This window comes from Prauserella endophytica (assembly GCF_005146945.1).
GTDB lineage: Bacteria > Actinomycetota > Actinomycetes > Mycobacteriales > Pseudonocardiaceae > Prauserella_A > Prauserella_A endophytica.
In genome coordinates this window covers 152374-177054 of sequence record NZ_SWMS01000002.1, presented here as the reverse complement: position 1 = coordinate 177054, position 24681 = coordinate 152374, and the positions used below count along the sequence as shown (strand labels likewise).

At 71.8% G+C, this 24681-nt stretch carries 21 protein-coding genes; 8 read left to right on the top strand and 13 right to left on the bottom strand.

The annotated features are described in order from the left end of the window. Positions 1–5: 5 nt before the first annotated feature. Positions 6–2063 carry a hydantoinase/oxoprolinase family protein gene (locus FCN18_RS04820; protein ID WP_112273319.1) on the bottom strand — a complete coding sequence of 686 codons (2058 nt, stop codon included), beginning with the start codon at positions 2061–2063 and terminating at the stop codon, positions 6–8. Between the two features lie 180 nt (positions 2064–2243). Here FCN18_RS04820 and FCN18_RS04815 point away from each other — a divergent pair, with 180 nt between their 5' ends. Further along, positions 2244–4097 (top strand): helix-turn-helix domain-containing protein, encoded by a 1854-nt coding sequence (locus tag FCN18_RS04815; RefSeq protein ID WP_112273321.1) that lies wholly within the window; start codon positions 2244–2246, stop codon positions 4095–4097. Between the two features lie 83 nt (positions 4098–4180). Further along, entirely contained in the window at positions 4181–5455 is a 1275-nt protein-coding gene (locus FCN18_RS04810; protein ID WP_112273323.1) for a hydroxymethylglutaryl-CoA reductase, degradative, read from the top strand. A gap of 12 nt (positions 5456–5467) precedes the next feature. Here the strand turns inward: FCN18_RS04810 and FCN18_RS04805 are convergent, their stop codons facing one another. From FCN18_RS04805 to FCN18_RS04750, 12 genes are all read right to left on the bottom strand, one after another. Continuing rightward, positions 5468–6727: an NAD(P)/FAD-dependent oxidoreductase gene (locus tag FCN18_RS04805; RefSeq protein ID WP_112273325.1), complete on the bottom strand. Its 1260-nt coding sequence runs from the start codon at positions 6725–6727 to the stop codon at positions 5468–5470. Continuing rightward, positions 6727–7047, bottom strand: a complete 321-nt coding sequence (locus tag FCN18_RS04800; protein ID WP_112273327.1) for a 2Fe-2S iron-sulfur cluster-binding protein — start codon at positions 7045–7047, stop codon at positions 6727–6729. Before FCN18_RS04800 ends, FCN18_RS04805 begins: the two co-directional genes overlap by 1 nt. 23 nt (positions 7048–7070) lie before the next feature. Continuing rightward, positions 7071–8564 (bottom strand): glutamine synthetase family protein, encoded by a 1494-nt coding sequence (locus FCN18_RS04795; RefSeq protein WP_112273329.1) that lies wholly within the window; start codon positions 8562–8564, stop codon positions 7071–7073. Positions 8565–8581: 17 nt separating this feature from the next. After that, positions 8582–9253: a type 1 glutamine amidotransferase gene (locus FCN18_RS04790; RefSeq protein WP_112273331.1), complete on the bottom strand. Its 672-nt coding sequence runs from the start codon at positions 9251–9253 to the stop codon at positions 8582–8584. Beyond that, entirely contained in the window at positions 9250–9525 is a 276-nt protein-coding gene (locus tag FCN18_RS04785; protein WP_137093497.1) for a hypothetical protein, read from the bottom strand. The genes FCN18_RS04790 and FCN18_RS04785 overlap by 4 nt, the downstream gene beginning before the upstream one ends. Further along, the gene (locus tag FCN18_RS04780; protein ID WP_112273335.1) at positions 9526–10125 is read right to left on the bottom strand and encodes an aromatic-ring-hydroxylating dioxygenase subunit beta; all 600 of its coding nucleotides are present in this window, start codon (positions 10123–10125) and stop codon (positions 9526–9528) included. Next, positions 10122–11450: an aromatic ring-hydroxylating oxygenase subunit alpha gene (locus tag FCN18_RS04775; protein ID WP_137093495.1), complete on the bottom strand. Its 1329-nt coding sequence runs from the start codon at positions 11448–11450 to the stop codon at positions 10122–10124. The genes FCN18_RS04780 and FCN18_RS04775 overlap by 4 nt, the downstream gene beginning before the upstream one ends. 204 nt (positions 11451–11654) lie before the next feature. After that, on the bottom strand, positions 11655–12425 hold the full coding sequence (locus tag FCN18_RS04770; protein ID WP_113643517.1) for a FadR/GntR family transcriptional regulator: 771 nt from the start codon (positions 12423–12425) through the stop codon (positions 11655–11657). A 21-nt stretch (positions 12426–12446) separates the two neighbouring features. Next, complete coding sequence (locus FCN18_RS04765; protein WP_112274776.1) at positions 12447–13280, bottom strand: GntR family transcriptional regulator; 834 nt, start codon at positions 13278–13280, stop codon at positions 12447–12449. Positions 13281–13291: 11 nt separating this feature from the next. Continuing rightward, entirely contained in the window at positions 13292–14335 is a 1044-nt protein-coding gene (gene pdxA, locus FCN18_RS04760; protein ID WP_137093492.1) for a 4-hydroxythreonine-4-phosphate dehydrogenase PdxA, read from the bottom strand. After that, entirely contained in the window at positions 14332–15510 is a 1179-nt protein-coding gene (locus FCN18_RS04755) for a four-carbon acid sugar kinase family protein (RefSeq protein WP_137093490.1), read from the bottom strand. The genes pdxA and FCN18_RS04755 overlap by 4 nt, the downstream gene beginning before the upstream one ends. Beyond that, positions 15507–16502 (bottom strand): 2-keto-3-deoxygluconate permease, encoded by a 996-nt coding sequence (locus tag FCN18_RS04750; protein WP_170200512.1) that lies wholly within the window; start codon positions 16500–16502, stop codon positions 15507–15509. Before FCN18_RS04750 ends, FCN18_RS04755 begins: the two co-directional genes overlap by 4 nt. A 292-nt stretch (positions 16503–16794) precedes the next feature. Between FCN18_RS04750 and FCN18_RS04745 the strand changes: the two genes are divergently transcribed. The 6 genes from FCN18_RS04745 to FCN18_RS40025 are packed head-to-tail and all read left to right on the top strand — an operon-like array spanning position 16795 to position 24646. After that, a complete protein-coding gene (locus FCN18_RS04745) occupies positions 16795–17859 on the top strand; it encodes a LacI family DNA-binding transcriptional regulator (protein WP_137093488.1) in 1065 nt (354 codons plus the stop codon). Between the two features lie 40 nt (positions 17860–17899). Then, positions 17900–19528 (top strand): FAD-dependent oxidoreductase, encoded by a 1629-nt coding sequence (locus FCN18_RS04740; RefSeq protein ID WP_137093485.1) that lies wholly within the window; start codon positions 17900–17902, stop codon positions 19526–19528. Positions 19529–19549: 21 nt separating this feature from the next. Further along, positions 19550–21688 (top strand): hydantoinase/oxoprolinase family protein, encoded by a 2139-nt coding sequence (locus tag FCN18_RS04735; protein WP_228713648.1) that lies wholly within the window; start codon positions 19550–19552, stop codon positions 21686–21688. After that, positions 21685–22335 carry a hypothetical protein gene (locus FCN18_RS04730; RefSeq protein ID WP_228713646.1) on the top strand — a complete coding sequence of 217 codons (651 nt, stop codon included), beginning with the start codon at positions 21685–21687 and terminating at the stop codon, positions 22333–22335. Before FCN18_RS04735 ends, FCN18_RS04730 begins: the two co-directional genes overlap by 4 nt. 9 nt (positions 22336–22344) lie before the next feature. Continuing rightward, the gene (locus FCN18_RS04725) at positions 22345–23628 is read left to right on the top strand and encodes a TRAP transporter large permease subunit (RefSeq protein WP_137093483.1); all 1284 of its coding nucleotides are present in this window, start codon (positions 22345–22347) and stop codon (positions 23626–23628) included. A gap of 34 nt (positions 23629–23662) precedes the next feature. Then, entirely contained in the window at positions 23663–24646 is a 984-nt protein-coding gene (locus tag FCN18_RS40025; protein WP_112273351.1) for a glycoside hydrolase family protein, read from the top strand. Positions 24647–24681: the final 35 nt, after the last annotated feature.

The following is a 24681-nucleotide window of genomic DNA, read 5'->3' as shown; positions in this document are numbered from 1 at the left end:
CGGGTTCAGCGGTCGGCGAGGCGCAGCAGGAAGTCACCGCTGCCGGTGAGCTCGACGGTGGCGCCGGTGGGCACGTAGACGGTCGTGTCGGGTTCCTCCAGCAGGCACGGGCCGCTCGCGCTGCCCAGCGCGCCGAACCCGCGGTGGACGTCCAGCGCCACGCGTTCGCCGGTGAGCGGCTCGAGCACCTCGCGACGGGACAGCTCGTGCCGCTCCTCGTCGGAGCCCGCGAGGAGCTCGACGGTCTGCACGTCGCTGCGGCCGATGGCCCGGACCCGCGAGTTGACGAGCAGGATATCCGCCTCGGTCCACGCGGTGCCCGCTCCGAACTCCTCCTCGTAGTCGGCGACGAACCGCGCGCGCAGCGCGTCCTTGTCCGCCTCCCCGAACGTGCCCGCGGGCAGGCGGGTGGTGACCTCGAAGATCTGGCCCACGAACTTCATGTCGGCCTCGCGGTACAGCTCGCGCCGGTCCTCGGGAATCCCCTCGGCCTCGAACCACGCCCTGGCGCGTTCCTCGAGCGCCGAGAACTCGCGGTCCAGCGCGGCCGCGGGCTGGGCGGGCGTCCAGGGGCTCGTCTGCACCGCGGAGAACACCGAGTCGGCGTGCATGAGCCCGTGCGCCGAGAACACCGCGGCGTTGCGCGGGATCACGACCTCGCGGACCCCGGCCTCGGCGGCGATGGCGGCCGCGAACAGCCCGCAGGCGCCGCCGAAGCCCACGAGGGTGAACTCCCTCGGGTCGTGGCCCCGGTTGACGGTGATCTTGCGCAGCGCGTTGGACATCTGCGATGTCGCCAGGCGGTACACGCCCTCTGCCGCCGCGTCCTCGGTGATGCCCAGCGGCTCTGCCACGTGTTTGCGCAGCGCGGCCCGGGCCTGGTCCTCGTAAAGGGGAACGGCGCCGCCGAGGTAATAGTCCGGGTTGATGAGGCCGAGCACCAGCGCGGCGTCGGTGACCGCGGGGCGGGTGCCGCCCTTGCCGTAGCACGCGGGACCGGGTGTGGATCCCGCGCTGTGCGGGCCGACGCGCAGCAGGTTCCGCCCGTCCACCCAGGCGAGGCTGCCGCCGCCCGCGCCGATGGTCTCGATGTCCACGGCGGTCAGGCTCGTGGGCAGACCGCCGATCTCGGCGCGGGGAAGCAGCCGGAACTCGTCGTCGATGATGGCTGCCGCGTCGAGACTCGTGCCGCCCATGTCCGCGGTCAGCACCCGCCGGCGGCCGAGCTGCTTGCCCAGCAGGCGTGCGCCCGTCACGCCGCCGACCGGGCCGGAGTTGAACATCGAGATCGGGGCCTTGCCGGTCTCCTCCACCGACAGGAATCCGCCGTGCACCTGCATGATCTGTACCCGGGCGCGCAGCCCCCTGCTCCGCAGCTCGTCGGCGAGGTGGTCGAAGTGCGACGCGACGATCGGCTTCACCGCGGCGTCCAGCGCGGTGGTGACCATGCGCTCGTACTCGCGGTACACCGGGGTCAGCTCGCTGGACAGCGTGTACGGCACGTCCGGGTGGTGCTTGTCGAGATACTCGCCGATCGCCTTCTCGTGGGCGGGGTTACGGAACGACCACAGCAGACAGACCGCGATCGCCTCGGCTCCGGTCGCGAGCACCGCGTCCACGGCGGCGGCGATCTCGCCGTCGGTGAGCGGGACGAGCACGGTGCCGTGCGCGTCGACGCGCTCGGCCACCTCGACGATCCGGCGACGCTCCACGATGTCCGGTGGCGCCGACATCTCATGGGGATCGCGCTCGTCGGTCCGCGCCGACCGGGCGATCCGCAGGGTGTCGCGAAAGCCCTGCGTGGTCAGCAGTCCCACGGCGGCGTACTTCTGCTCGTCCACGGCGTTGGTGACGATGGTGTTGCCGAGGACGAACCGGTCGACCGCCGCGAAGAACTCGGCCTCGGCCATACCCGCCCGCTCCCGCAGCACTCCCAGCGCGCCGAGGATCCCGGTGGTCACGTCCCTGGTCGAGAACGCCTTGCCCCGGATCGCGCGCCCGTCGACGATCGCCACGGCGTCGGTGAACGTGCCACCGACGTCGATGCCCACGTGAAGCGTCATGCTCGCTGTCTCCCTTGACTGCGTCGGTTCTGGCCGGTGCTGGCCGGTGCTGGCCGGTGCTGGGGTCCGGCTCGCCCGCGGTCAGGACTGTACGAGCAGGAAGCCGCCCGAGCTATGTATCGTTCGTCCAGTATCCCCACAACATCACTGGGTAATCGGCACATCGAAGCAAGGTGGATCATGGCGGACACGATTCCTGTCGGCGTCGTCGTCGATCTCCTGCAGGCGGCCTCCGCCGAGCACGAGGTGGACGTGGACGAACTGCTCGCGGGGATAGCGCTCCGCGACCAGGACACGGCGCGGGTCGGCTACGAGCTGCGGCGCCTGCGGGCGACCTCCGACCGCTGGCGACGTCGCGGCCAGGAGCTTGCCGCGCTGTTCTCCTCCGCGCGCGAGCTCGCGCAGCTCCGGGACGTCGACGAGCTGCTGGGCCGCCTCGTCGAACGTGCGCACGACCTGGTGGGCACCGACGTCACCTACCTGTCCGAGTTCGACGCGGAGACCCGGGAGCTCCGGGTGCGCACCACGCTCGGCACGGTCGCGCCTTCGTTCCTCGGGCTGCGGGTGCCTCCCGGAGTGGGCTTGGCCAGCCAGGTGGCCGAAGGGCGCCGCCCGTACTGGACGTCCAAGTACGCCACCATGACCCAGGCACCACACGACTCCGCCATCGACGCGGCCGTGGCCGCGGAAGGTCTCGTGTCGCTGCTCGGTGTCCCGCTGCTCGCCGGTGAGGAGGTGATCGGCGTGCTGTTCGCCGCGAACCGCGTCGAGCACGCCTTCTCTCCCGACGAGATATCCCTGCTGTCCGCCTTCGCCGACCACGCCGCCATCGTGTTGCAGACCGCCCGGCTGCTCGCCCGCACCCAGGCGGCGGCCGACGAGACCCGGCGCGCCTACGGCGAGCTCGCCCGTCACGTCCAGGCGATGGAAAGGGCCAGCGAGGTGCACACCGACCTGACCAGCCTCGTGCTCGAGGGCGGTGAGGCGCCGGACGTGGCGACCGCGCTCGGGCGCGCACTGAAGTGCCAGGTCACGCACCTCGACCCCGACGACCTCGAGGACACCGTCGCCGAGGCCGTGGATCACAGCCGCCGCAGTGGACGGTGCGCGCCCGCGGGTGACGGCAGGTACGCCGTGGCGGTCCTCGCGGGGCCGACACTGCTCGGGGCCATGCTGCTGGAGCAGGGCGAGGTCGAGTTCGGGCCGGTCGAGCTGCGCACCGCGGAGCGGGCGGCCCAGATCACCGCGCTGCTCACCCTCAAGCGCGACGCCATGATCGAGGCCGAGCAGCGGGTCCGCGGCGACCTGCTGGCCGACCTGCTCTCCGACGACCCCGACCGTCGCGCCGACGTCGCGGCCCGCGCCCGCGCGCGCGGAGTCCACCTCGACGAGCTGCGGTCCGTGGTCGTCGTCTCCGTACCCGCCGAGCTGCGCCGCGAGACCATCCGCGCGTTGCGCCGGACCGGCGGCGCGGTCGGGGAACACACCGACCGCGCCGTGGTTCTCACCTCCGAACGCGACCCGGCCGCCGCGAGCTCGTCCGTCCACGCCACGGCGAGCCGCGCGGTCCGGGCGCCGGTGCTGACGGTCGGCGCGAGCATCGCCGACGCCGCCGCCGACCTGCGCGCGCAGGTGGAGGGGGCCATCGCGTGCGTGCGGATCCTGCCGTCGCTGGGACTGAGCGACGCCGCGGTCACCACCGACGAGTACCTCCCGTACACGGCGCTGTTCGGACCCGGCGAGGCGCGCGTGGCGACGTACGTGCGGCGGGTGATCGGCCCCGTGCTGGACTGGGATGCCGAACACGCGGGCAAGCTGCTGCCCACGCTCGCCGCGTACCTCGGCAACCGGATGAGCCCGGTCGCCACCGCGCGCGCACTCCACCTGCACAAGAACACCGTGCTCCAGCGACTCGAACGCACGGCGCAGCTCCTCGGAGCCGACTGGCAGGAGCCGGACCGGCTGTTCCGCATCACCGTCGCAGTCCGCCTCGCCCACCTGACCAAAAGCCCGTCAACGAACGGCGATCAGTAGACGTTCGGTCCGTTCCCGGCCGTCGCAGCGCGAGCTAGCGTCCCTTTCCGTCACGCAGCTACACCGAGGTGGGAGGGGCGCCCATGCCGCGCACCAGTCGTATCCAGGGTCTCCGGGACCTGTCCGTGGAAGCCCGGCGCAAGGCGGTCGCCGAGGCCGCGGGTGTCGACCCCGAGTCGATCGCCGCCCTCGACCCCGCGCACGGCCTCGGAACCGGGCTGGCCGACCACCTGATCGAGAACGTGACCGGGATCCTCGGCGTCCCGCTGGGCGTCGCGACGAACTTCGTGGTCAACGGCGCCGACGTGCTGGTGCCGATGGCGACCGAGGAGGCCTCGGTCGTCGCGGCGGCGAGCAACGCCGCCAAGATCGCACGCGTACGGGGCGGGTTCACCACCTCCTCGACCTCGCCCATCATGCAGGCCCAGGTGCAGATCGTCGGCGTCGCGGACCCCGAGGCCGGGCGAGTGCGACTGCTGGAGGCCCGCGAGGAGCTGATCGAGCTCGCCAACGCTCAGGACCCGAAGCTCGTGGAGTTCGGGGGTGGGGTCCGTGACCTCGCGGTCCGGCTGGTTCCCTCGCGTGCCGGCACCTACGTGGTGGCACACCTCCAGGTGGACGTCCGTGACGCCATGGGCGCCAACGCGGTCAACACGATGGCCGAGGCCATCGCGGCCAGGGCCGCCGAGATCGCGGGCGGCACGAGCCTGCTGCGGATCCTCACGAACAAGGCCGATCTCCGGCTTTCCCGTGCCCGGGCGGTGTTCGAGGCGACCGCACTCGGCGGCGCCGAGGTCGTCGACAACATCATCCACGCCGCCGCGCTCGCGGAGGCCGACCCCTACCGGGCGGCCACCCACAACAAGGGCATCATGAACGGCATCACCGCCGTCGTGCTCGCCACCGGCAACGACACCCGTGCCGTCGAGGCCGGCGCCCACTCGCACGCCATCTCCCCCGCCGGGCGCTACACGTCGTTGTCCCGCTTCGAGAAGGACGCCGACGGCAACGTCGCCGCCACCCTCGAACTGCCCATGCCCGTCGGTCTCGTCGGCGGCGCCACCAGGGTCCACCCGGTCGCGCAGGCCGCGATCGCGCTGCTCGGCGTCCGCACCGCAGCCGAACTGGCGGAGATCATCACCGCCGTCGGTCTCGCCCAGAACCTCGCCGCCGTCCGAGCGCTGGCCACCGAGGGAATCCAGCGCGGCCACATGTCCCTGCACGCCCGCAACATCGCCTCCGGCATCGGCGCCACCGCCGAGGAGGTCCCTGCCGTGGTCGCCCGCCTCATCGCGGACGGGAAGGTCCGCGCCGACCACGCCGAGCGGGTCCTCGCCGAACTGCGAGCCGGACGATGAGCGGCCTCCTGGTCACGCTCGGTCGGTGATCAGCTCCTTGAGCGGCGTCGCCGGGTCGGCAGCCGGTTCGGGGGCGATGGTCTTTCCCTTGCCCAGCGCGCGTTTGACGGCCAGGAAGTCCGCGGGCCGGTTCACCGACTCGGCGGCGATCAGCTCGCCGCCGCGGTAGTACAGCACGGTGAGGTCGGCGCCGGGGCTCGTACCGCGCACCACGTGCCGGTCGTACCCGCTCGAGATGCCCGCTATCTGCAGCTTCAGGTCGCGCTGATCGGACCAGAACCACGGCACGGGCGGCCGGGGCGGCTCGGCCCCGGCGAGGGCCGCCGCGGCCGCCCTCGCCTGATCGTTCGCGTTCTGCACCGACTCGACGCCGATCAGCTCGCCCGGCAGGTGCGGGTGGGCGCGCACCGTGCAGTCGCCGACCGCCCACACCCCGGGATGGCTGGTCCGGCAGCCGGCATCGACGACGATGCCGCGCCGCACGTCGAGCCCGAGCTTCTCGGCCAGCGTGGTCTCCGGCACCGCCCCGATCCCCACCAGCACGAGATCGGCCGGCAGCAGCCGCCCGTCGGCCAGGCGAACGTCATGGACGCGGTGACCGTCACCGACGAGCTCCCGGACGTCGGCGGCGAGCTCGAACTCCACGCCCCACTCGCGATGCCGCTCGGCCAGGAACTCCGACAGCGGAGCGGCGCTGACCCGGCTCAGCAGGCGGTCCTCGCGTTCGACCACCGTGGTCGCCAGACCGCGCGCGCTGGCGAGCGCGGCGACTTCCAGGCCGATGTACCCGCCACCGACGATCACGACCCGGCCCGCCGTGGCCAGCCGGTCGCGCAGGCGCTCCGCGTCGTCGACGCCGCGCAGGACGCACACGCCGTCCAGGCCACCGCCGTCGACCGGGAGCGGGCGTGGCCGCGCACCGGTCGCCAGGACGAGCCGGTCGAACTCGACGGTGTCCCCGCCCTCGCACGTCGCCGTCCCGGAGCCGGAGTCGTCCACCTCGACGTCCGTCACCCGTTGGCCGGGGCGCACCTCGATGCCGGCGTCGCGAAAGAACTCCGGGGTGCGCAAGGCCAGGTCGGCGCGGACCGCCTTGCCGTCGAGAAAAGCCTTGGACAGCGGGGGCCGCTGGTAGGGCTGGTGGGGCTCGTCACCGCAGAGCACGATCGGCCGGTCGTAGCCGAGCTCGCGCAACGTCGTCGCGACGCGGACGCCGGCCTCACCGGCTCCGGCGACGAGCACACCGGCTCGCGCGGGGACACGCTCGCTCATCATTGCTCCGGAGCCACGGTCACCTCGATGCCGTCCAACTCGTCGGTCATCCGGATCTGGCAGGACAGCCTGCTGTTGGCCGTACGTTCGGCGGCCGCGTCGTCCAGCATCTCGTCCTCGAACTCACCGACCTCACCGACCAGCGGCAGGTAGTCGTCGGCGACGTAGACGTGACAGGTCGCGCAGGCCATGGCACCGCCGCACTCGGCGACGATCCCGGGGACTCCCGACCTGGTCGCCGTATCCATGATCGAAGCACCCGGACGGGCTTCGACGATCTGCTGGGAACCATCGGCACGGTTGAACACGATCTTGGGCATGAGCAGGTCTCTTCGGTCGGGGCTCAGAACAGCTCGAAGTACTCGCGGTGCTCCCAGTCGGTCACCCCGTTGACGTAGGTGTCCGGGTCGGGGTTGTCGGCGACCCAGGCTTCGTAGCGGGAGATCTCGCTGCGCTTCATCGTCACCAGGTAGTCCACGAAGGTGTCGCCGAACTGCTTGCGGAAGAACTCGTCGGCGTGCAGGACGTCGACCGCGTCGGCGAGCGTGGTCGGCAGATGCGGAACCTCTGCCGCGTACGGGTCCTCGCTCAGCGGGCCCGGCGACGTCTCGTTGAGGATGCCGTCCAGCCCGGCCGCGGCCTGGGAGGCAAGGTAGAGGTAGGGGTTCGCGGCGGCCTCGCCGACCCGGTTCTCCACGTGGGAGGCCTTGTCCCCTGGCGAGCTGATCACGCGCATCATGGCCGCGCGGTTGTCGTAGGCCCACGTGAGCCGGTCCGGCGCGAGCGAGTACGGACGGCGCCTGCGGTAGCCGTTGACAGTGGGTGTGGTGAACACCGACGCAGGGGCGCCGTGGGCCAGCTGGCCTCCCACGTAGTGCTGACCCAGCGGGGACAGGGCCTCGTCCTTGCCGGGAACCATCAGGTTCTCGCCGGTCGTGGCGTCGGCGATGGAGGTGTGCAGATGCCAGCCGCTGGCATAGAAACCCTCGATGGCCGGGGTGCACATGAACGACGCGAGGAATCCCCGGCGTTTCGAGATCTGCTTGACCGCCATCTTGAACAGGATCGCCGCGTCGGCGGCCGCCATGCCCTCCAGGACGTCGAACGTCGTCTCGACCTGGCTCGGCGCCCACTCGTCGTCGAACGAGCGCAGCGGAAGGCCCATCGCCAGCAGCGCCTCCCGGATCGGGAGCAGGGCGTGATCGATCTCGTCGAGGTGGTCGAGCAGCAGGTAGTTGTAGCCGCGGGCGACGGGGGCGACGCTCGGCGGGTCCGCCGGGCTGCCGGGCGCTCCGAGTGAACCCTTCCCCAGCAGGTCGTCCACGACCCTGGTCAGGTACCACTCCATCTCGATCCCGGACACGAGGGTGTAGTTGTGGTCGGCCAGGCGGTTCAGCGCGTCACGCAGGATGGTGCGGGGCGCGAGCGGAAACGGTGTCCCGCTGGTCAGGTACAGATCCGTGAACACCACGGCGGTCTTCGGCGCCCAGGGCAGGATCGTGAACGTCTGCGGGTCGGGCACCATCGTGACGTTCGGGCTGCCCCCGAGTCCCTCTATCTCGAAGCCCCCGTCGGCGCTGAAGGGGTTGAGCACGATCGCGTTCGCCGGGTCGAAGAAGAACGGCGCCATCGTGATCTCGTTACCGGACTCCAGGGCACCGAAGTACGCGGGTGCCGTCAGGGCCTTGCCGCGCATCAGGCCGTGCTGGTCGGGCCACACCAGGCGGATCATCTCGATACCGTGCTGTTCGACCAGGGAACGGGAGCGCGCTGCCGCCTCGGCCTGTTCCGGAGTGTGGAGGCCGTGACGTTCGATGAACTTGGCGTTGCTTGGCATTGATCTCTCCTTTGAAATCAGCGGGAAAGGCGGTCGAACCACCGGTTCAGCAGGGCTCGAGAGTCGTCGGCACCGTCGGCGAAGTACCGTTCGGCGTCGCGTCGCATACTCGCCACGTCCACGCCGAACCGCTCGAGTTTGGGGCCTTCGACGGCGAGGAGACCGCCGATGCCGCGCATGGTGATCTCGGGATGGAACTGCACCGCGAAGGCCGATCCTGCCGACCATGCCTGCAGGTAGCGGTCCGATCTCGCGAGGATCTCGGCGCCCACGGGCGGGGTGGCGGAGTCGGAGTGGAACGAGAAGAACTCGCCGGCGACCTCCGTCGTGGCTCCCTCGGCGGGCTTGACCGTGATCATGCCCGCCTCCAGGCCGGTGTCCCCCGGCTCCGCCGACCCGCCGAGCGCGCGCGCCAGCAGCTGGGAGCCGAGGCAGATGGCGAGGACGGGAACCTCGTCGCCGACCGCGGCGGCGAGATAGCGTTCTTCCTCGCGCAGGTAGGAATGATCGTCGTAGGCGCTCTGCGGACCGCCCATCGCCACCACCGCACCGACCCGGTCGAGCCGGGGCAGCTCGTCGCCCCGATAGGGCCGGACGAGCTCCAGCGCGATGCCACGCTCCCTGCCGAGTTCGGCCACAAGTCCCACGTCTGCGCGGTCGACATGGGTGATCACCGCGATCGGTTTCATGGTCGCGGCCTCGGCTCGATCGTGGTGCCCCACGGGTTCCAGTGGTCGATGCGGGCGAGCGCGGCCATCAACGCCGCGGCCTTGCCGCGATCGACAGCGACCCAGCTCTCGTCCGGACCGACCTGGTACGGGGCGAAGTCCCAGAAAGCGAGGTGCTTGACCTGCTCGACCAGCGGGGAGACGCTCGCCAGTTCGCGCTCCAGCCGCGCGATCCGACGGCGGAGCAGGGCGTTCTCGCGCCGGAGCACGTCGAGTTCCTTGTCGTCGGCCATTCAGAACACCAGCGTGAGATTCTCGTGGAGCTGGTCGGAGTCGAGCAGGTTCACCTGCTTCAGCCTGATGCGCCAGCCGTCCGAAGAGGACCGGAGCACGTGCCCGTACCACCCGGGGTAGATTTTGGTGACGCCGGCCCGGAACTCGTGCACGACGAAGTTCGAACGCACCAGCCGGTCCCCGGTCGAGGGATCGACCGTGGTCTCCACGTTCCCGATCACCCGCCTCGTCCTGGACGCGGGGATCTGGCAGAAGGCCAGTCCCGTCCGCAGCCAGTAGACCCGGTCGGTGAGCCGGCGCCGGTCGTCGAACGCGTGCGACACCTCGACGGTCGGTTCCCCGCCACCCGGGGTCACCGGAACCCAGTAGAGGCAGTCGTCGGTGAACAGTTCGAGCCAGTCGTTGAAGCGGCCCTCGTCGACCAGCCGCGCTTCCCCGGCGAGGAACGACGTCGCGCGGGACAGTTCGTCCGTTGTGGACTCCGGCCAGTCCTCCCTGAGCAGCTCGGACTGGCGGCTCAGCTCACGGTAGTAGTCGTTGCCGATGTGGTACGACCACGACGACGTGTCGGCGAACCGCGAGGGAATCTCGGTGCTCATCGGACCCCTCCGGGAGTCATCAGGTCGAGCCAGGTGGCGTAGTAGTGCCGCATGTGCAGTTCGTCGGTCGCCGTGCTGGAAACCACGCCGTCGGGGCCGACCTCCTGCCAGCCGGGGACGTTGAGCCCGCGGTTCGCGAAGACCCATTCCGCCTCCGGCGCCGCGAGACCACGCTGAACCTCCTCGAAGTTCGCCTGGTCGTCTGGCTCGCCGAACGCGGGAAAGTCCTCCTGCGTGCGCATCCTCATCGTGTTGATCTCCGGGGGAACGCCGCCGATCGACGTGGCGTGCCAGCTCAGCTGCGTGCTGTCCACGGCGAGCGGTTCGACGACCTGGATCTGGTTTCCGATGATCAGCAGGTTCGGGAAGATGCTGAGATTGATCTGCGAGCCCACACAGAGGTCCAGGAGCCGGTCGGCGTCGGCGCCGTACTCGGCGCGGATGTACTCCTCGACCCGTTCCCGGCCCGGCTGTGGCCGCTGGTTGGCCCAGAAACTGCCCGGGCCTTCGTAGTTGGGCCGCTGGTCGATCACGCTGTGCCCGTTGCCGAGCATGTAGGTCCGCATGGGGCCCTCGTCCGGTGACCGTCCGAAGTAGGCCATGTCCTTGCTTTCTCCCATGCGCGAGGCCATCTCCAGCAGCGACCGGTGGGAGAACGCCGGGTGGTAGCCATCGCCGGCGTTGTCGTAGGCGAGCTTCCAGTTGCCGCGGTAGCCCATGCGATGCGCCCCGCTGCGGACGAGGACCTCCCCGCCGGGAGCGCGGTCGATCCAGTAGTCGAGCCACCCGGTCGCCGGGCCGAGCCAGTCCGTGAGCGCCGGTGCCGACTCGTTGAGCGTGGCGAAGACGAACCCACGGTAGGACTCGGTCCGGGCAACCTTGTGCAGGCCGAACTCGCCGCGGTCGAAGTCCTCCCCGTAGCCCTGCGGCCACGGCGTCCCGACCAGCTCACCGGTGTTGCGGAAGGTCCAGCCGTGGTACGGGCACTGGAAGCTCTTGGCGACCCCGCTCTGCTCACGGCACAGCGTGGCTCCCCGGTGACTGCAGCGATTGAACACCGTGTGCAGCGCGCCCGCCCGGTCGCGGGTCACGATCACCGGTCGGAGTCCCATTCGGACGGACAGGAACGAGTTCGGCTCCGGCAGTTGCGACTCGTGTGCGAGGTAGACCCACGATCGTCCACCGAAGATCTTCACCATCTCCTCGGCGAAGATCTCCGGGTCGGTGTACAGGGTCCGGTGGACCCGGTCGTCGCGGACGAGGGCGCGGAGATCTGGCCGGATCGCGGCGGATCGCCCGGCCACCGCGTCGTGCTGGAGGGTCATGCCCACCTCCGGCCGGGAAAGCGCGAAGCGTGTTTCGACGCTCGCACTTCGGAAACCGACGTCATCGCCATTCCGGTTCACTCCTAGCAACACCATTGGGCCGGACTGCTTTCGAACGCGCGGTGCGTTCTGGGCACTATCGTCGGCCGGTGCCGTCAGGGAGTAAAGGCAAGGATTCTGACAATTCGAACCGTGGCCGGAGCCTCAGCGCTGTGCGGGCGGCTCGATGCCGCACAGGTCTCCAGCCAGTTCGAGATGACGCCGCATGGCGTCACGTGCCAGGAGCGGGTCGCCGTCCACCACGGCCTGCCGGACGTCGTCGATGTGGGCGAGGACGTCCGCCGGATCGAAATCCTCGATATTCACGCCACAATCCTGGAAAGCGATGATCGTGGAGCTGACAAATGCCACGACCATCGGATTGTGCGAGCATTCGGCCAGTTTGCGGTGGAATGCGAGGTCGTAGCGCAGAGCCGACTGCCGGGTCCACGAACCCTCGTCCCCGGCCGGGCGCAGCCGCTCCAGATCGGCCAGCGCATCGAGATCCTCCGCGGTGCGCCGCTGCGCCGCGGTCCGCGCCGACAGCAGTTCGAGCTCGAACCGGACCTCGACGATGTCGCGGTAGCTCATCCGCTCGGCGCCGATCGCGAGTGTCATGTACTGACCCATTCCGAGCGCGAAGTGCTCCATGGAAAGGTCCGAAACGCAATGCCCGCCGTTGCGGCCTCTCGTCGCGATGATCACCCTGGCCTGCTTCAGCGTCCGCAGTGCCTCCCGCACGGTCGGCCTGCTCACCCCGAAGTTCTCGGCCATCTCCTCTTCCGAGGGAAGGCGGGATCCCGGAAGCAGGCTTCCGTCCAGAATGGCCTCCTTGATCGCCGTCGCGACCTGTTGCGGAGCCGTTTGGACCTTCTTGAACAGCCGAGCGTCCACCTTGCCCACGAGCACTCCCGACTGGTTCACCGCTGTGTGCACTTCAGCGGGAGTATAGGGTGCTCACCCGAGTACCCGCCGCAGCTCGTCGAGCAGTGCGCGCGCCCGGTCCAGGTCCGCGCCCGCGGGCGTGGCCGTGGGCGCGGGCGTGTCCATGCGCACCGTTTCAGCAGCCGTTTCCGAGACGTCGATGTCGAACACCACGCGGTCGGCCCGGTGCCACGCGGCGAACCACTCCAGCGGGCGTTCGTGCTGGTCGGTCGTCTCGCCCTCCAGCAGTAGCAGGGGGTCGCCCGCGCCAGCGTGCAGTGTGGCGGCGAGCGCGTCGTCCGCGGCGACCGCGCGCACCTGTCTGCGGCCCCGCACCGGCCGCAGCCCGTATACCTCGGTGAGCAGCCGGTGCAGGGACGCGTCGGTGAGCTGGTCCGCCCGCAGCCCCGGCACCCGTTCGGCGGGCAACCACGTGCGGACGTAGGAGAGCACCTCGCCGTCGACGAGGCGGACGCGTTCCAGGCGAAGGGCTTCGCTCGTGCGCAGGAACGCTCGCGCGGCCGGGGGCGGCTCGTCGGCCCGCAGGCCGAGCACAGTGGTGCGCAGGTCCTGTCCCCGGCTGGCGAACTGGTCGAACAGGCCGGTGGCGCGCTGGACCAGCCTGCGGTACTCGGCGGGCTGGGCCACCAGGGTCGGCCTGCCCTGACTGCGGATCACGAGGCCGTCGGAGGCGAGAGCGGCCATGGCCTGGCGCACCACGCTGCGCGCGACCCCGAACCGCGTGCTCAGCTCCGCCTCGCTGGGCAGCGGTGCGCCAGGGGGCAGGTCGTGGTCCAGGATCTGCTTCCGCAGCGCCTGGGCCACCTGCTGGTGCAGGGGTCGCGAGTCGGACCGGTCGACGAGCACGATCGTGGATTCTACGAACCGGCCGTCGCGCGTGCGGCCTCCCACACCTGACCCCAGCCGGGTGCGAGCTCGGCCGCGCGACGGGTGGCGAGCACCAGGCTCGCCTCCCTGGCGACGCCCTTTCCCGCGATGTCGAACGCGGTGCCGTGGTCGACGGACACGCGGACCACGGGCAGCCCTGCGGTGATGTTGACGCCGTCGTCGCCGTAGACGGCCTTGAACGGGGCGTGCCCCTGGTCGTGGTAACAGACGACGACCAGCTGCCACTTGCCGCGCACGGCCGCGGGGATGAGCGCGTCCGCGGGCAGCGGGCCGACGGCGTTGATCCCGGCGGCCTTCGCCCGCTCGATCGCGGGCGCGAGCACGTCGGCGTCCTCGTCCCCGAACAAGCGGTTCTCCCCCGCGTGCGGGTTCAGCCCGGCGACGCCGACCGGGGTGTCCGGGCTGCCGAGCGCGTCGGCGAAGGACCCGACGAGGCGCAGGACCTCGTCGATCCGGCCGGGGGTGATGCCCTCGATGGCGTTGCGCAGCGAGACGTGAGTCGTGAGGTGGAAGAGGTACAACTCGCCGGCCGAAAGGACGAGGCTGAAGTTGCGTACCCCGAACTCGTGGGCGAGCAGTTCGGTGTGCCCGGGCCAGTCGTGCCCGCCCGCGTGCATGGCGGCCTTGTTGAGCGGGGCGGTGACGATGCCGTCGATGAGTCCGTCCCTGCCCAGCGCGCACGCGGCGATGACGAAGCGAGCCGCCGCGTCGCCAGCCACGGCGCTGAGCTCGCCGTAGGGCACGGCCTCGAGCTCCGGGCCGACCTGGATCAGCTCGATCGTGCCCGGCTCGTTCGCGGCCTCGGCAGGTGAGCCGATCACCCGCACGACGCCGGGATCGGCGCCGACGAGCTCGACGGCCCTGCGCACGGCACCGGCGTCGCCGAGCACGACCGGCCTGCACACCTCGCGCAGCTGGTCGTGGAACAGCAGGGTGCGGGCCGTGATCTCGGGCCCGATTCCCGCAACGTCGCCCACGGTCAGCGCGAGGGTGGGTACCCGCGGTTGGTTCACCGCATGCTCCTTCTCTCTCGGACCGCCTCCGCGGCCTTGATCAACACATGGGGGTCGCCGAACCCGCCCGCCTTGGTGGAGATGGGCAGCCCGGCGGCCCAGCCTCCGACGACACTGCCCAGCGGCACGCCCGGCGCGACGTGGCCCTGCAGGCGGATGCCGGCCCCGTCGAGCCGGTCGAGCACGGCGCGTGCTCCGTCGCCGCCGGTCACCACCAGTCCGGCGAGGTCGTGGGCCCGCAGGACGCGGGAGGCCACGTCCGCCAGCCGGTCGGTGACCAGCGCGGCGGACAGACCGGCGGTGCCCGGCGCGGTGAGCAGGAGCACGGGCGGCCTGGCGGCGGCCGACTCCAGCACGCCAGCGGCGAAGGACTCCCAGGCCGCGTCGTCGGCCAGGGCCCCTCCGGCCGGTTCGTGCTGGACGGCGGAATGCGCCGCGAGCGCCCGCACCTGTTCCCGCGCGGCGTCGTGCCGGCTCGTCACCACGACGAGCACCGTGCTGGGCTTCGCCGTGGGCTGCCACAGCCTGGCGAGCGGCCCCGCCAGCCCCGCCGAGCCCACGGGCAGCGCGGGTGGCCCGAGCTCGACCGCGGTGCGGGCGATCCGCACCAGGTCGTCGTCATCGGCGGCGTCGAGTACGACGACCGGCGCCGCCTCGCGGACCTGTCGCGCCCACGTGACGGGTGAGCCGTGCGGATCGAGCCGCACGAGGGGCGCGCCGAGCAGCGTGGGCACGTGGCTCTCGGTCACCGGCGTCACCGGGTCGCGCCCGGCGGAGGTCTCGGCCACGGGCCGCCCGTTCACCAGCAGCACGCCGTCCTCGACCGTGCGGCCGAGTGCGGGGAACGCGGGACAGACGAGGGCCGTGGTGCCGGGGGCGAGCTCGCCGAGCACCGCGTCGAGCTCGGCCCGGATCGGGCCACGAAGGGTCGAGTCGACCTTCTTGAACAGGTGCGTCACGCCCGTGCCGAGCAGGTCCTTGACCGCGTCCCGCACCAGGGCCGCCGCCTGCTCCGGCGCGCAGGCGCGGGAGTCGGTGGTAACCGCGACGACCTGCGCGCTGCTGTGCCCTGGCCGCAGCCTCAGCTCGGCGGCCCAGCCCTCTTCGCTGAACTGCACCGCCGTGTCGCCGGCCCCGGTCAGGTCGTCGGCGACGATCGCGACGTCGTGGCTCATGCCGGGGCCGCCGTGGAGTCCGAGGGTTTGAGAGCGCCGGCCCGTTTCAGCGCGAAGGAGGCCAGCAGTGGCGCCACGATCGCCGTCACGAGCACCGAGGCGGCGACCTGGGCGGTGGCCGTGCCGACGTACTGCTGGAAGCTGGGGTCGGCGGCGGCGACCACGGCCGGAGTGGCGATCGCGTTGCCCGCCGTCGTCCCGGCGGCGAAGCCGATGCCCGACATGGCGCCGCGGCGCAGGAGGAACCGGTAGCCGAGGTAGACCAGCCCACCGGTGACCGGCGCGATCACGAGGCCGAGCACGAGGCCGGTGAGCCCGCCCGTCACGACGTCACCGAGATCGATGCCGGTGCCCAGCGCGAAGGCGAAGAACGGGATCACGATGTTGGGCACGGGCTCCACGACCCGGCGCCACTGGGCGTCGATGTTGCCGACCACGACGCCGAGCAGGAACGGCACGATCGCGGCGACGAGGGCGAGCAGCGGGATGTCGCCGAACCCCGAGGCGCCGAGGAACAGCAGCGTGAGGAACGGTCCGTCGTTCACGGCGCTGGCCACGTAGGCGCCCCGGTCGCGCTCGTCGCCGTACTGCCCGGTGAAGGCCAGCCACAGTCCGCCGTTGCTGTTGTCGATCGCCGCGAGCAAGCCCAGCAGCGAGATGCCGAGGAACCCGTCGACGCCGACGAAGACGCCGAGCAGCACCACCAGACCGGCGGGGATGAGGCTCTTCGTCAGCAGGACGGTGCCCGCGGTGGCCAGGACCTGACCGCCGGTGCGGGCGGTGACCTGCGTGCCCGTGGCGAAGATGAGCAGGGCGATGAACGGCAGGGCGCTCTCCTGGAACAACGCCGTGGTGAAGCTGCCGATCTCGAGAGCACCTGGCGCGAACGTGCCAACGAGCGCACCCAGCACGAGCGGGACCAGCATGAGCCCGCCCGGAATGCGCTGCATGGTGGCGAACAGGGGAACTCGCGAGGCGTCCGGACTGCCCACACCGGCCTCCTTGTCAACTCTGACACTTATCCGTACATGTTGTACGTACAAGATGGCACACGAGCTACGGAGACGGAAGCGTGACCTCGGTCTCCGCGACGTTCGAGAGGGACGTTCGTCCGAACTGGACACGCCGGCCGCGCGGGCCGCCGGATATTAGCCGGATATTAGGCGGATGCCGGTCTTGACGACGCCCGCGCAGCGGCGACAGACTCCTTGACTAATCCGCATCAGCACTGCTCAGGGCGGTTCGCAAACGCGGACTAATGCGTATTAGTCAAGGAGAATCGCAATGGCCGAGAACCGATCCGCGAGGGTACGGCGGGGCCGGCCACGGCAAGCGGAGGTCGCCCGCCTCGCCGGGGTCTCGCAGACGACGGTGTCGGTGGTGCTCGGCGGCAACAAGCAGGGCATCGTGCTGCACCCCGACACCACCGCGAGGGTGCTGGAGGCGGCCAGGGAGCTGGGCTACGTGCCCGACCCGGCCGCACGCAGGCTGGCGGCCGCGCGCAACAACCTGCTCGGCGTCTTCAGCTTCACCGCGACGTTCCCGACCGCCGTGGAGCACTCGTACTACCCGTTCCTCGTCGGCGTCGAGCAGGAGGCCGCGGCCCGCGGCTACGACCTGGTGCTGTTCACCGGGTCCAGCGCCGGCGCCCAGTCAGGCACGTCCGGCGCGCTGGAGCGGGTGAGGCTCGCCGACGGATGCCTGTTCCTCGGCCGCCACATCCCCGCCGGCGAACTGCGCAGGCTGGTCGAGCACGGCTACCCGGCGGTCCACATCGGACGCCGCGACGAGCTCGATGGCCTCGCCTGGGTCGGCGCCGACTACGTCGAGGCCACGGCCGAGGTGGTACGGCAGCTCGCGAAGCTCGGCCACCGCCGCGTGATGCTCGTCCGCGAGGACGACGACGCCCCCGCGTCCACCGACCGCGAGCGCGGCTTCCGCGAGGCGCTGGCCACCGCCGGGCTCGCCGGCGCGGATCCCGTGGTGCGCGCCGCGCACCCGGCCGCGGAGATCACCCCGGCCTGGCTGCGGGACCGGTACGCCGAGGGCGTCACCGCCTTCGTCGCCGAGGAGACCGACACCGGCGCCGCCTGGCGGGCGCTGCTCGCGGCCGTCGAGGGGGCGGGGCTCGACGCCCCATCGGACGTCTCCCTCGCGCTGCTCGGCTCGCCGCCCGCCGACCTCGCCGGGCGACCACAGCCCACCGGCTTCGACATCCCCAGGGCCGAGCTCGGCGCCGCCGCCGTGCGCGCGCTCACCGGCCTGCTCACCACCGGCGAGGCCGAGTCGCCGTTGGTGGCCTGCGCCTTCCGGCCGGGGAGCACCGCGGGCCCCGCGCCCGTCCACTGACCCGAATCCCCTTCCACCGCAGCAAAGGAGCCCGCACCACATGCCGACCCCCACCGCCGCTCCGGCCGAGACCGACGTCCTCATCGTGGGCGGCGGGCTCGGTGGCGTCGCCGCCGCTCTCGCCGTCTGCCGGGCCGGGCGCCGCGCCGTCCTGACCGAGGAGACCGACTGGATCGGCGGGCAGCTCACCGCGCAGGCCGTACCCCCGGACGAGCACCCGTGGGTGGAGCAGTTCGGCGTCACCGCCACCTACCGGGCGCTGCGCGAGGCGATCCGCGAGCACTACCGCCGCTGGTACCCGTTGCGCGCCGAGGCACTGGACCTGCCTCGGCTGAACCCGGGAGCCGGCCGGGTCAGCAAGCTCTGCCACGAGCCGAGGGTCGCGCTCGCCGTGCTGGAGGCGATGCTCGCCCCGCACCGCGCCGCGGGCAGGCTCACCGTGCTCACCGAGCACCGGCCGGTCGCCGCCGAGTCCGACGGCGACACCGTCCGCGCCGTAACGCTCGCCGACGTCCGCGACGGCGCCCTGCACACCGTCACGGCCCCGTACGTCATCGACGCCACCGAGACCGGCGAGCTACTCGAGCTGGCAGGCGTCGAACACGCGCTCGGCGCCGAGTCCCGCGCCGAGTACGACGAGCCGCACGCTCCCGAGGCCGCGGACCCGCTCAACCAGCAGGGCATCACCGTCTGCTTCGCCGTCTCCCACCACGAGGGCGAGGACCACACGATCGACCGGCCGAGCGGCTACGACTTCTGGCGCACGTACCGCCCGGACTTCTGGCCCGGCCCGCTGCTCGGCTTCCTTGCTCCCGACCCGCGCACGCTCGCCGCCGTCGAACGCACCTTCGTGCCCAACCCGGACGTCGACCCGCTCGCCGTCAACGCCGACCAGAGCGCCGACGCGGGCGACAAGGAGCTGTGGGGCTTCCGCCGCATCCTCGCGCGCGGCCTGCACCGGCCCGGCGCCTTCGACTCCGACATCACGCTCGTCAACTGGCCGCTCAACGACTACTGGCTCGAACCGCTCGTCGGCGCGGGCGAGGAAACCTCCCGGCAGGCGCTCGCCGGGGCCAGGGAGCTGTCGCTGTCCGTCCTGTACTGGCTGCAGACCGAGGCCCCGCGCCCCGACGGCGGCACCGGCTTCCCCGGCCTTCGCCTGCGTCCCGACATCACCGGCACCGCGGATGGCCTCGCCAAGTCCGCGTACGTGCGCGAGTCCCGCCGCATCAAGGCCGTCACCACCGTCACCGAGCACGACGTCGCCATCGACCTCGTCGGGCCGTACGGCGGCACCCGGCACCGCGACTCCGTCGGCGTCGGCGGCTACCGCATCGACCTGCACCCCTCCACCGGGGGCGACAACTACATCGACATCGGCTCGGTGCCGTTCGAGATCCCGCTCGGCGCGCTGGTTCCGCGCCGGGTCCGCAACCTGCTGCCCGCGGGCAAGAACATCGGCACCACGCACATCACCAACGGCTGCTACCGCTTGCACCCCGTCGAGTGGAACGTCGGCGAGGTCGCGGGCGCGCTCGCCGCGCACTGCCTCGCCGAGAACGTGCAACCACACGAAGTCCAGGCAGAGGACAAGCGGTTCGGCGAGTTCGCCCGCGTGCTCGACCGCGAGGGCGTGCAACGCCACTGGCCCGACGTCCGCGGCTACTAGGCCGCTTCACGACACAAGGAGGTGTCCACTTTGGCCCCGCACCGCATCCGCGTCGGCATCGACGTGGGCGGGACCTTCACCGACGCCGTCGCGATCGACTCCGCCACGCTGGAGCTCGTCGCGCAGGTGAAGGTCCCGACCAGCCACCACCACGCCGACGGTGTCGCCCATGGCATCGTGGAGGCGCTGAACCGGCTGCTGAAGGACGTCGGCTGCACCCCCGAGGACGTCGCGTTCCTCGCCCACGGCACCACCCAGGCCACCAACGCCCTGTTGGAGGGCGACGTGGCGCCCGTCGGCCTGATCGGCATCGGCGCCGGGCCCGGTTCGCTGCCGACCAAGCGGCTCGCCGGGCTCGCGAACCTCGAGCTGACCCCCGGCAAGCGGCTCCCACTGCACTACGCGCACGTGCCCGATCCCGGTGACACGGCGGCCGTGCGCGCCGCCGTGGAGCAGGTCCGTTCGGCGGGCGCCGAGGTACTCGTCGCGAGCGAACCGTTCAGCGTCGACCTGCCGGACGGCGAGGAGGCGGTGCTCGAAACGGCCCGCCCGTACGGGCTGCCGATGACCGCGGCACACGAGATCACCTCGCTGTACGGGCTGCGCAAGCGCACGCGCACCGCCGTGGTCAACGCCGCGATCATGCCGAAGATGCTGGCGACCGCAGACCTGGTGGACTCCAGCATCACGGCGGCCGGGGTGCAGGCGCCGCTGATGGTGATGCGCTGCGACGGCGGCGTCATGTCGCTGGCCGAGATGCGGCGGCGGCCCCTGCTGACCGTCCTTTCCGGACCCGCGGCCGGCGTGGCTGGGGCGCTGATGCAGGAACGGGTCAGCGAGGGCGTGTTCCTGGAGACGGGCGGCACGTCCACCGACATCAGCGTGATCCGCCGCGGCAAGGTCGCCGTCAAGCACGCCACCATCCTCGGCCGGTCCTCGTACCTGTCGGCTCTGGACGTGCGCACGGTCGGCGTCGGCGGCGGTTCCCTGGTGCGGCTCGGCGGCGGCCGGGTGCTCGCTGTCGGGCCGCGCTCCGCGCACATCGCGGGCCTGCCATATGCCTGCTACGCCGACCTCGACGATCTGCGCGACGCGCGGCTCACCACCGTGAGCCCGCTGGAGGGCGACCCGGACGACTACGTGGTGCTCGACGCAGCGGGCGGCCGCTTCGCCATCACCATGACCTGCGCGGCCAACGCCCTCGGCCGCGTCCCGCACGGCGACTTCGCCGCCTGCGACCCGGAGGTTGCCGCGGCGGCGCTGGCCCCGCTCGCGCGGGCACTCGGCACGGACGTCGCGGGCGCGGCGGCGCAGGTGCTGGACGCGGGCGTGCGGCAGGTGCGCGACGTGGTGGACACGATGATCGGCGACTACCGCCTCGACCGCGACACCGCCGTCCTCGTCGGCGGCGGGGGCGGCGCGGCGGCCGTCACCCCGCACCTCGCCGCCGACACCGGGCTCGAGGGCCGGATCGCCGCGCACAACGAGGTCATCAGCCCCATCGGCGTCGCACTCGCCCTGGTGAGGGAACAGATCGAGCGGATCATCCCCGGCGCCACCCAGGAGCAGATCCTCGGCGTGCGGGGCGAGGCGGAGGCCGCCGTCGTGGCGCAGGGCGCCGCACCGGAGGCGGTGGAGGTCGAGGTCACGGTCGACCCGCAAACCAACACCGTGCGGGCCGTCGCCACCGGCGCCACCGAGCTGCGCACTCAGGACCGGGCCCACCGGGCCGACGCCGCAGAGCGCCTCTCGGCGGCGGCGACCAGCCTCAAGGCCGACCCGTCGGCGGTGGAGGTGCTCGCCGGCACGCCCGCCCACACCGTGTACGGCACCACCCACCGTCGCCGCTTCCGCAAGCCCCGCCGCCCGGTCCGGGTCCTCGACGCCGACGGCGTGGTCCGCCTGCACGCCGCCGACGCGCACGTGGCGACCACGACGGTCGGCGAGGCGCCGGAGCTGCTGTCCCGCCTGATCCACGAGTCCACTTCGTACGGTGACGGCGGCGTCCGCGCCCCCGCGCTGCGCCTGCTGCTCGGTTCCCGCATCGCGGATCTCTCCGGGGTGCTGGAGGCGGAACCGCTGCTGGCGCTGGCGCGCAGCGAGCTGCGCTCCCGCGCGGCGGACGAACCGGTCATCGCGGTGCTGGAGGCGCGGTCATGACGGGCACGACAGGCGACACCCTGGCCACGCTCGGCCGCCTCTCCCCCGCTGTCCGCGAGGCGCTGCGCACCGAGTGCGCCCGGCTGGCGGACGAGGACGACGCGGAGTTCGGCGTCCGGCTGCTGGCGGGCACCCCGACGCACGAGGGCCGCGACCCGGCGCTGTTGCGCCGTTGGGCGACGGCGGCGACGGAGTTCGGCGCCGGGCTCACCGGCCGGGCCCGGCTTCCGCAGCCGCGCGTCGTCGAGCGCACCGGCGGTATCGAGCGGCTCCTGCTCGCCCGGTACGTGTCGCGGCCCGCCCCCGCCGTCGAGCTGTTCACCGACACCCTCGCCCTCGGCGAGGAGCTCGTCGACCTGCTCGGCTGGCGCGGGTGGTACCCCGCAGGCGCGCTGCGCGCGGCGGCCATGGCGCACGAGGACGCGCACCGTCTGCTGCACGACGACGCCGCACTGAAACGCGCGCTGCGCGAGCGACTCGGGCACACCGCCCTGCGGTTCGGCAGATTCCGGATAGCCGCCCACGTCGCCGGTGCCGACGAGCTCGCCGCGCACGGCTACGCGGCCGCCCGCCGCGGTCTCGGCCGCAGCCCCCTTCTGCTCACCGCCGCGCTCGCGAGCGCGGTCCGGGCCCTCGCACAGGACTGAGGTACCGCCATGGGAATCGTCATCATCCTGCTGATGCTCGCGGGCGTCGGCCTGATGCTCACGCGCAAGCTGCCCACCGCCTTCGCCCTCGTGCTGCTGGCCGTGGCCATCGCTGCGGTCGTGGGCGCCCCGCTCACCGGCGAGAACAGCATCGTCGACACGGTCCTCCAGGAGGGCGCGGTGGCGCAGGCGGCCACCATGCTCGCCGTGCTCATCGGTTCCTGGATGGGCAAGCTGATGGCCGAGACCGGCATCGCGAGCACACTCGTCCGCAAGATCGTGGAGTTCGGCGGCGACCGGCCCACCGTGGTGGCGCTCGGCGTGCTCGCCGTCTCCGCGCTCATCGGCACCGTCACCGGATCCGCGCCCGCCGCGATGATGGCCGGCATCATCGGCATTCCCGCGATGGTCGCCGTCGGGGTGCCGAAGACCACCGCCGCCGGCACGATCCTCATGGGCATCGCCGCGGGCATGCCGTTCGAGCTGCCGATCTGGCAGTTCTTCTCGACCACTCTGGACCTGCCGGTCGACACGGTGCGCGGCTTCATGCTGAAGCTGTTCCCCTTCGCCGCGGCGTTCGCCGTGCTGTTCGTGCTCGTCGAAACGCGGCGCAAGGGCGTCGAGCACGCCTGGTCGCTGGCCGCTCCCGCGCACGACCGGCGCCGCGACCGGGCCCGGCAGCTGGGCGACGCGCCGTGGTACGCGCTGCTCGCGCCACTCGTGCCGCTGGTGCTCGCGCTCGGGTTCGAGCTGGCGATCATCCCGTCGATGCTGGCCGGTGTGCTGTACGCCCTGGTGACCACCACCCGGCCGAGGGAGATGAACAAGCGGCTGCTGCGCACCCTTTACCGCGCCTTCGACATCGCCGCCCCGCCCATCGCGCTGTTCGTGGCCATCGGCATCCTGCTGGCCGCGGTGACTCTGCCCGGCGCGGTCGAGGCGCTCAACCCGCTCGTCACGGCGGTCAGCCCGGGCCATCCGGTGGTCTTCGTGGTGGTCTTCGCGCTGCTGACCCCGCTGTGCCTCTACCGCGGCCCGCTGAACGTCTTCGGCCTCGGTGCGGGAATCGCGGGGGTGCTCATCTCTGCGGGCATCTACCCGGCCGTGGCCGTGCTCGGCCTGACCGCCTCGTACAACCAGGTCTTCGGCGTCGCCGATCCGACCAGCACCCAGACCGTCTGGGCGGCGCAGTACTCCGGCGTCAGCCCGCAGCAGGTGATGGTGCGGACGCTGCCGTACGTGTGGTGCGTCGCACTCGGCGGGCTGATCGTCACGGCCGCCACCCAGCTGTAGCAGAAGCCTCCGTCCACAAAGGAGCAGAAGAACGATGACGTTCAACCGCCGCCGTTTCCTGCAGGTCACCACCGCGGGCGCCACGGTGCTCGCCTCCGGCGCGCTCGGCACGAGCGCGCTCGCCGCACCCGGCGGGTTCCCGGACTACCGCTACGTCCGCACCCTGCTGCGCCCTGACCGGCTCGCGTACAACCCCACCGGCGAGATCATCTTCCCGTGCGTGCGCGGCGTGTACGACAGGCTCAGCGCGCCGCTGGGCCGCTACTATCTCTACTACGCCCCGCACGACGCCCCCGGCGGCATCTGCCTGGCCTACGCCGACTCGCTGGAAGGACCGTTCACCGAGTACGCGCACAACCCGATCGTGGGCAGAACCTGGAACCCGCACTACGACGTCAGCCACGTCTCGTCGCCGCACGTGCTGTGGCACGCCGAGCGGCGGGAGCTGTGGCTGTACTTCCACGGCGAGAACACCACGACCCGCCTCGCCCGCTCCAAGGACGGCATCCACTTCACCTACGACAAGACCGTCCTGACCACGGACATGCTCCCGGACGCCAGGGAGGCCTCCTACGCGAGGGTTTTCCGGCACGACCTCCCCGCCCGCGGCGCCCGCTACGTCATGGTGTTCATGCGCAACACCTCCGCGGACCGGCGCGACATCTGCTGGGGCTGGTCGGCCGACGGTCGCGACTGGGAGTTCGACCCGCGGCCGCTCGTCGGCCCCGACGAGGTCGGCGCCGTCAACCTCTCCGGCCCGCACCTGCTCGAACGCGGTGGCAGCACGTACGTCGCCTACCACACCGACAAGGGCAGCGGCGGCAACATCCTCATCACCGAGGTCGGCGCCGACTTCTCGCGCCGCGAGCACCTCGGCGTCTTCTACGACTCGGGCTCCGCCGCGCCGGAGAACGGCCGGGCGGCGGCGCCGTGCTTCGGCACTGACCGCGGCGTCCCGTACATGATCTACGAGGCAGGCGACCGGCTCGGCGGCGTCATCGCCATGGCGCGCGGCTGACGGCGGGTCGTCACCGTCGCGAGCGTGCCAGCGGC

Coding starts and splice junctions, on each gene's coding strand:
- FCN18_RS04820 (WP_112273319.1), bottom strand. CDS start 2,063: ATGACGCTTCACGTGGGCATCGACGTCGGTGGCACGTTCACCGACGCC.
- FCN18_RS04815 (WP_112273321.1), top strand. CDS start 2,244: ATGGCGGACACGATTCCTGTCGGCGTCGTCGTCGATCTCCTGCAGGCG.
- FCN18_RS04810 (WP_112273323.1), top strand. CDS start 4,181: ATGCCGCGCACCAGTCGTATCCAGGGTCTCCGGGACCTGTCCGTGGAA.
- FCN18_RS04805 (WP_112273325.1), bottom strand. CDS start 6,727: ATGAGCGAGCGTGTCCCCGCGCGAGCCGGTGTGCTCGTCGCCGGAGCC.
- FCN18_RS04800 (WP_112273327.1), bottom strand. CDS start 7,047: ATGCCCAAGATCGTGTTCAACCGTGCCGATGGTTCCCAGCAGATCGTC.
- FCN18_RS04795 (WP_112273329.1), bottom strand. CDS start 8,564: ATGCCAAGCAACGCCAAGTTCATCGAACGTCACGGCCTCCACACTCCG.
- FCN18_RS04790 (WP_112273331.1), bottom strand. CDS start 9,253: ATGAAACCGATCGCGGTGATCACCCATGTCGACCGCGCAGACGTGGGA.
- FCN18_RS04785 (WP_137093497.1), bottom strand. CDS start 9,525: ATGGCCGACGACAAGGAACTCGACGTGCTCCGGCGCGAGAACGCCCTG.
- FCN18_RS04780 (WP_112273335.1), bottom strand. CDS start 10,125: ATGAGCACCGAGATTCCCTCGCGGTTCGCCGACACGTCGTCGTGGTCG.
- FCN18_RS04775 (WP_137093495.1), bottom strand. CDS start 11,450: ATGACCCTCCAGCACGACGCGGTGGCCGGGCGATCCGCCGCGATCCGG.
- FCN18_RS04755 (WP_137093490.1), bottom strand. CDS start 15,510: ATGAGCCACGACGTCGCGATCGTCGCCGACGACCTGACCGGGGCCGGC.
- FCN18_RS04745 (WP_137093488.1), top strand. CDS start 16,795: ATGGCCGAGAACCGATCCGCGAGGGTACGGCGGGGCCGGCCACGGCAA.
- FCN18_RS04740 (WP_137093485.1), top strand. CDS start 17,900: ATGCCGACCCCCACCGCCGCTCCGGCCGAGACCGACGTCCTCATCGTG.
- FCN18_RS04730 (WP_228713646.1), top strand. CDS start 21,685: ATGACGGGCACGACAGGCGACACCCTGGCCACGCTCGGCCGCCTCTCC.
- FCN18_RS04725 (WP_137093483.1), top strand. CDS start 22,345: ATGGGAATCGTCATCATCCTGCTGATGCTCGCGGGCGTCGGCCTGATG.
- FCN18_RS40025 (WP_112273351.1), top strand. CDS start 23,663: ATGACGTTCAACCGCCGCCGTTTCCTGCAGGTCACCACCGCGGGCGCC.